We start from the raw sequence: 6000 nt of genomic DNA, 5'->3' as shown, positions 1-6000 counted from the left end.
CCTCACGGGAAGGCCTTTTTTCTATGTGCATTCAGCATCCCAAGAAGCCCAATCTGTCGATTGGGCTTCTCTCGTTGTGCCTTAACACGGCGAAAAGTGGACTACTCCTAGTAGTAGATGCAGAGCCAGACGGTCGTCTCGGTAGGGTGGGTCCACTCCACCCTGTGCTGAAGGTGCGCCGGAATGTTGATGTAATCCCCAGGCCCAAGGTGGACGCGCTCCTGGAGCCCGGTATCCGGTGTGATGAAGACCAGGATGGCTTCGCCTTGCATCAGCGCTACCCACTCGTGTTCGTCCTGATCGAACCATTCCCCCGTGGGGGTTTGTTGTCCCTGGGAGAGGATGCGCTCGATGCGAAAGTGATTGGTGCTGACCAGGTCGGTAAACACCTCATTGGGCAGGGGGGAGGGGATTTGGCCAAGCAGGTTGCCTGTGTGCATGGGCTTGTCTCCGGCTGATGGGGGCTAGCTAAGAGTGTAGAAGCTGATGAGGTGCTTCCCATGTGGAAGTTGAGGCTTCCAATGAGGCTTTAAATGGAAAAGTTCGGGAAAATGGTGCCTGATCCGCTGCAATCTCGCCAAATTCTTGCTATTTTGCGCGCCATTACGCAAACGATTTCCTTCACACATTCAGGATGAGTTATGGCAACGCAAGAAATGACGGCCCGCACCGGCAATAGCGGGTTTCTGGACTCCTATTTCTCCATCACCCAGCGTGGCAGCACTGTCCGCCAGGAGTTGCTGGCCGGTTTGACCACCTTCCTGGCCATGGTCTACAGCATCATAGTGGTGCCGAACATGCTGGGTGCCGCTGGTTTTGAGCAGGGCCCCGTCTTCGTGGCAACCTGCCTGATCGCCGCCTTCGGCTCCCTGTTGATGGGTCTATGGGCCAAGCTGCCGATGGCCATAGGTTGCGCCATCTCCCTCACCGCCTTTACCGCATTCAGTCTGGTACTGGGTCAGGGACTGAGCATTCCGGTCGCGCTGGGCGCCATCTTCCTGATGGGTGTGCTGTTTACCCTGATCAGCGTCACCGGCGTACGCCAGTGGATCTTGGATAACCTCCCCTCCGGCATCGCCCACGGCACCGGCATCGGTATCGGTCTGTTCCTGCTGCTGATCGCCACCAACGGCGTCGGTATGGTGATCAAGAACGAAGGTGCCGGTCTGCCGGTTCAACTGGGTGAAGTGACCTCCTTCCCGGTTATCATGACGGTGCTGGGTCTGGCCGCCATCTTCGGTCTGGAGCGTCGCAAGGTGCCGGGCGGCATCCTGATGGTGATCATCGCCATCTCCATCCTCGGTCTCATCTTCGATCCGAAAGTGACCTGGCAGGGCTTCTTCGCCATGCCGAGCCTGACCGGTGAAAAAGGCTCGCTGGTAGGCAGCATGGATCTGCTGGGCTCCCTCAATCCGGTGGTGATTCCCACCGTGCTGGCGCTGGTAATGACCGCCGTGTTTGACGCCACCGGCACCATCCGTGCCGTAGCCGGTCAGGCGGGCCTTATCAACGAACGTGGCCACATCATCAGCGGCGGCAAGGCACTGACTGCCGACTCCGTTAGCAGCATGGTCGCTGGCGTGGTGGGTGGTGCTCCGGCGGCCGTCTACATCGAGTCTGCCGCAGGTACCGCAGCAGGTGGCAAGACCGGCCTGACCGCTGCGCTGGTCGGCGTGCTGTTCCTGCTGATGATCTTCCTCTCCCCGCTGAGCTATCTGGTACCGGCTTACGCCACCGCACCGGCCCTGATGTACGTCGGTCTTCTGATGCTGGGCAACGTCACCAAGCTGGACTTCAGCGATTCGGTCGATGCCCTCGCCGGCATGCTGTGCGCCGTCTTCATCGTACTGACCTGCAATATAGTCACCGGTATCATGCTGGGCTTCGTGGCACTGGTCGTTGGCCGCATCTTCGCTGCCGAGTGGAAGAAGCTGAACATCGGCACCGTCATCATCGCCCTGGCGCTGGTGATCTTCTATGCCGGTGGCTGGGCCATCTAACTCGTCCGTTTATTCCGGTTATAGTGAAGGGCCCCGCGGGGCCCTTTTTCATGGCTGTGAGACCGCTAACAGTTTCCCGCCCGTTTGCCCCGCATCGTTTCAGATTGAAACGCTGATACCCCCTCTGCTGTTTCAAATCCGAACCAAACCGACCGTCATTTTTATCCTTCTTTCTGTCGTTAGACTGGCTCCATCAACCATTTGCCCACCCGTGCGGTGGCAAGCCAAGGAGTGAGCCATGAAGAAACTGATCAATGCCGTCGATGCCGTGGTCCGTGAACAACTGATGGGGATGGCCGCCGCCCATCCCGAGCTCAAGGTACGTATCGAACCCCACTACATCACCCGCGCCGACTCCCCCGTGATGGGCAAGGTCGCGCTGGTCTCCGGCGGTGGCAGCGGCCACGAGCCGATGCACGGCGGTCTGGTGGGCAAAGGGATGCTGGATGGCGCCTGCCCCGGCGAGATTTTTACCTCGCCGACTCCGGATCAGATGTACGAGTGCGGTCAGGCCGTTGATGGCGGCGCGGGCGTGCTGTTCCTGGTGAAGAACTACACAGGCGACGTGCTCAACTTCGAGACCGCGGTCGAGCTGCTGCACGGCGATGGAGTCAAGGTGGGCTTCTCGTTGATCGATGACGACGTGGCGGTCAAAGACAGCCTCTATACCGCCGGTCGCCGTGGCGTTGCCACTACCGTGCTGTGCGAAAAACTGGTGGGGGCCGCAGCCGAAGCGGGCTATGACCTGGCCCATTGCGAGGCACTGGCCCGTCGCATCAACAACCAGAGCCGCACCATAGGCGTCGCCATGCACGCCTGTACCGTGCCTGCCGCCGGCAAGCCCTCCTTCACTCTGGCGGACAACGAGATGGAGTTTGGCGTGGGCATCCACGGCGAACCCGGTATAGCGCGCCGCCCCTTCACCGACCTCAATACCCTGGTGGATGACATGTTCAGCGAGCTGGCGGACAACACCCCCTATGGTCGCACCCTGCGCCATTGGGACAGAGCCTCCGGCAGCTGGCAGGAAGAGCACACCTTCATCGAACCGCTCAACCGGGGCGATCGTGTCATAGCCCTGGTCAACAGCCTGGGCGGCACCCCGATTTCAGAGCTGTATGGCGTCTATGGTCGCCTCGCGGCTCTGTGCGAAGAGGCGGGCATCCATCTGGTGCGCAACCTGATAGGTCCCTACTGCACCGCCCTCGACATGACAGGTATCTCCATCACATTGCTCAAGGTGGACGACGAGCTGATGACCCTGTGGGATGCCCCCGTTCACACCCCCGCCCTGCGTCGCGGCTGCTAAGGAGCCCTTACTCTCATGCTAAGCAAACATCACATCGTCAATTGGCTGCTCGATTGCGAACACATCTTCACCGAGCAGCGTGACTACCTCACTGCGCTGGATACCGACATCGGCGATGGCGACCACGGTCTCAACATGCAGCGCGGCTTTACCAAGGTGGCCGAGAAGCTGCCTGCGGTGGCAGACAAGGATATCGGCCAGGTGCTGAAAACCACCGGCATGACCCTGCTCTCCTCGGTCGGCGGCGCCAGCGGCCCGCTCTACGGCACCTTCTTCATTCGAGCGGCGGCCAGTACGGACGCCTGCCAAAGCCTGAGCCTGAGCCAGCTTGGCAAAATGCTGAGCGACGGAGTCGAGGGCATTGTTTCTCGCGGCCGCGCCGAGCCGGGCGACAAGACAATGTGCGACGCCTGGTGGCCGGCACTGGCCGCCCTGCAACAGGCGCAGCAGCAAGAGCTACCGCTCAATGATGCGCTGGACAAGGCTGTGGCAGCCGCCGCGGCCGGCACCGAGGCCACCATACAGATGCAGGCCCGCAAGGGACGCGCCAGCTATCTCGGCGAGCGCAGCATAGGCCATCAGGATGCCGGGGCTACCTCGACCCTGCTGCTGCTGACCGCCCTGCGTGACAGAGCGAGGTTGTGACATGATCGGAATCGTAGTTGTCTCTCACAGCGCCATGCTGGCGGCCGGCTTGAAAGCACTGGCCGACCAGCTGGGCAGCCCGGCCAGATTGCTGCTGGCGGCCGGGGTCGATGACCCCGACCACCCCATAGGCACAGATGCCATCGCCGTGATGAGTGCGATTGAAGAAGCGGATGACGGCAGCGGTGTGCTGGTGCTGATGGACTTGGGCAGTGCCCTCTTGAGCGCCGAGACCGCCCTCGAGCTGTTGCCCCCTGATTTGAGTTCTCGGGTGCGGCTCTGTCCTGCCCCGCTGGTCGAGGGCTCCCTGGCCGCCGTGGTGGCGGCAGGTTCAGGTATGAGCCTCGACGAGGTGGCCGCCGAAGCACTCGGCGCACTGGGCCCGAAACAGGCGATGCTGCCTGCCAGCGCTACGCAGGCCGCCACTGAGGCGGCCCCCGTTACCGACGATGGCTGGCTGCGCTGCGAGGTGGTGGTGGATAACCCCCACGGCCTGCATGTGCGCCCCGCCGCCCGACTGGTGGCCGCCCTCAAGCCCTTTGCCGCTGAACTCAAGCTGCAAAAGGGGGATAAAGAGGCCAATCCCCGCAGCCTGACCCGGCTCACCATGCTCAACGTGCGTCAGGGTGACATGCTCACCCTGCTGGCGCGCGGGGAGGATGCCAGCGCTGCATTGACCTGCTTCCAGCAGCTGGCCGCCGAGCGTTTCGGCGACTGACGCCGCACGCCAACCCGTTTCCAAGTGCGGCACCGACCGAATGGGCCAGCTGCCGCGCCACTGTAATGCAAGTAAAGACGAAGGACTCCCCGGCACAGCCGCCCCTTCGCCCCTGTTAGTTTCAAAAGAAGTCTTATGAACTAGAGAGAGGGGTAGAATATGGACCGCATCATCATCAGCCCCAGCAAATACGTGCAAGGCAACGGGGCCCTCGCCAATATCGGCAACTACGTCAAGGCACTCGGTGCCAAGCCGCTCATTCTGGCCGATGCCTTCGTCACCAAGCTGGTTGGCGACACGGTTGCCACCAGCTTCCACGGCGTGGGCATCAAGCCCGAGTTCGACTGCTTCAATGGCGAATGCTCCCGCCCCGAGATCGACCGTCTGCTGGCCCGCTGCAACCAGACGCCGTTCGACGTCATCATCGGTATCGGTGGCGGCAAGACGCTGGATACCGCCAAGTCGGTCGCCTTCTACCAGAAGGTACCGGTCGTCATAGTGCCGACCATCGCCTCCACCGATGCGCCGACCAGTGCGCTGGCGGTCATCTACACCCCACAAGGGCAGTTCAGCGAATACCTGATGATCCCGACCAACCCCAATATGGTCATCATGGATACCGGCGTCGTCTCCCGTGCCCCGGTGCGACTGCTGGTCTCCGGCATGGGGGATGCGCTCTCCACCTACTTCGAGGCGCGGGCCAACAAGGTCTCCGGTTGCCAGACCATGGCCGGTGGTGCCTCTACCCTGGCGGCCCAGGCTATCGCCGAGCTCTGCTACAAGACACTGCTGGCCGACGGCTACAAGACCAAGCTGGCGGTGGAACAGGGGCTCTGCACCAAGGCGGTGGAGAACATCATAGAGGCCAACACCTATCTGAGCGGTATCGGCTTCGAGAGCAGCGGGCTTGCCGCCGCCCACGCCATCCACAACGGCCTGACCCAGCTGGCCGAGTGTCACCACCTCTATCACGGTGAGAAGGTGGCGTTCGGTACGCTAGTGCAGCTGGTGCTGGAGAATGCGCCCATGGCGGAGATCGAGACAGTGCTGGCCTTCTGCCGCTCAATTGGCCTGCCGACCAACCTGCATATGATGGGGGTCAAGGAGCTGGATATGGCGCGCCTGATGGAGGTGGCCAAGGCCTCCACCGCCAAGGGTGAGACCATCCACAACATGCCGTTCAAGGTCACCGCCGAGGATGTGCTGGCGGCCATCGTCACCGCCCACCAGCTGGGGCTGTAACATCAGCCACTGCTGACCTTGCCATATAAAACGGCCCCGCAACTGCGGGGCCTTTTTATTTTCTGCGGGCCGGTTGGTAACGGCTC

General features: G+C 61.8%; 6 protein-coding genes. 5 read left to right on the top strand and 1 reads right to left on the bottom strand.

Annotation, left to right across the window (positions count from 1 at the left end):
* Positions 1 to 107: 107 nt before the first annotated feature.
* Positions 108 to 440 (bottom strand): cupin domain-containing protein, encoded by a 333-nt coding sequence (locus BN1127_RS00260; RefSeq protein WP_042648086.1) that lies wholly within the window; start codon positions 438 to 440, stop codon positions 108 to 110.
* A gap of 201 nt (positions 441 to 641) precedes the next feature.
* On the opposite strand from BN1127_RS00260, the gene BN1127_RS00255 reads away from it, so the two are divergent.
* From BN1127_RS00255 to BN1127_RS00235, 5 genes are all read left to right on the top strand, one after another.
* Positions 642 to 2000, top strand: a complete 1359-nt coding sequence (locus BN1127_RS00255; protein WP_042648085.1) for an NCS2 family permease — start codon at positions 642 to 644, stop codon at positions 1998 to 2000.
* 238 nt (positions 2001 to 2238) lie between these two features.
* The gene (gene dhaK / locus BN1127_RS00250; RefSeq protein WP_005316680.1) at positions 2239 to 3309 is read left to right on the top strand and encodes a dihydroxyacetone kinase subunit DhaK; all 1071 of its coding nucleotides are present in this window, start codon (positions 2239 to 2241) and stop codon (positions 3307 to 3309) included.
* Positions 3310 to 3324: 15 nt separating this feature from the next.
* A complete protein-coding gene (gene dhaL / locus BN1127_RS00245; protein WP_005330055.1) occupies positions 3325 to 3954 on the top strand; it encodes a dihydroxyacetone kinase subunit DhaL in 630 nt (209 codons plus the stop codon).
* A 1-nt stretch (position 3955) separates the two neighbouring features.
* The gene (gene dhaM, locus BN1127_RS00240; protein WP_041206536.1) at positions 3956 to 4672 is read left to right on the top strand and encodes a dihydroxyacetone kinase phosphoryl donor subunit DhaM; all 717 of its coding nucleotides are present in this window, start codon (positions 3956 to 3958) and stop codon (positions 4670 to 4672) included.
* A gap of 159 nt (positions 4673 to 4831) precedes the next feature.
* On the top strand, positions 4832 to 5914 hold the full coding sequence (locus tag BN1127_RS00235) for a glycerol dehydrogenase (RefSeq protein WP_042648084.1): 1083 nt from the start codon (positions 4832 to 4834) through the stop codon (positions 5912 to 5914).
* Positions 5915 to 6000 lie beyond the last annotated feature (86 nt).

This window comes from Aeromonas media (assembly GCF_000819985.1).
GTDB lineage: Bacteria > Pseudomonadota > Gammaproteobacteria > Enterobacterales > Aeromonadaceae > Aeromonas > Aeromonas media.
This window is presented reverse-complemented; position numbering and strand designations above follow the sequence as displayed.